The following is a 521-nucleotide window of genomic DNA, read 5'->3' on the forward strand; positions in this document are numbered from 1 at the left end:
ATTATAGGCCTTCTGCTCGGTGTAGCTCAGCATCTCCTCGATGCCTTCTTCACGCCCCGTGCCGCTGTTCTTCATTCCGCCATAGGGCATGGCGGGGTAATGCGGTCCGACGCTGTTGATCCACACATAGCCGGAGCGCACGCGGCGCGCGGCGGCGAAGGCGTCGTCGATGTTGTTGGCATAGATCGACGCGGTCAGGCCGAGGTCGGTCGCGTTGGCGATCGTGATCGCCTGGTCGAGCGTCGACCATTTCATTACCGAAAGAACCGGGCCGAACACCTCCTGCTGCGCGATACGCATCGATTGCTCGACGTCACCAAACAGCGTCGGCTGGACCCAAAAGCCCTTGCGGAACTCCTCTCCCTCGGGCCGGCCGCCGCCGGCGAGCAGCCGGGCGCCGTCCTCGCGCGCGTTTGCGATATGGCGCAGAACCTTGTCGTACTGACCCTTCGAATTGATCGCGCCCATCTGACTGGCCGGATCCATCGGATCGCCCACCCGGATCGCGCGGATGCGCTCGA

The 521-nt window shown here is 63.9% G+C and carries 1 protein-coding gene; it reads right to left on the reverse strand.

Annotated features, from left to right (window positions below; genetic code table 11):
* On the reverse strand, positions 1-521 hold a 521-nt coding region (locus NN5_RS24865; RefSeq protein ID WP_157081347.1), incomplete at both ends, for an aldehyde dehydrogenase family protein.

The sequence above is a fragment of the Novosphingobium naphthalenivorans NBRC 102051 genome, assembly GCF_001590985.1.
In the GTDB taxonomy this organism is placed as follows: Bacteria; Pseudomonadota; Alphaproteobacteria; order Sphingomonadales; family Sphingomonadaceae; genus Novosphingobium; species Novosphingobium naphthalenivorans.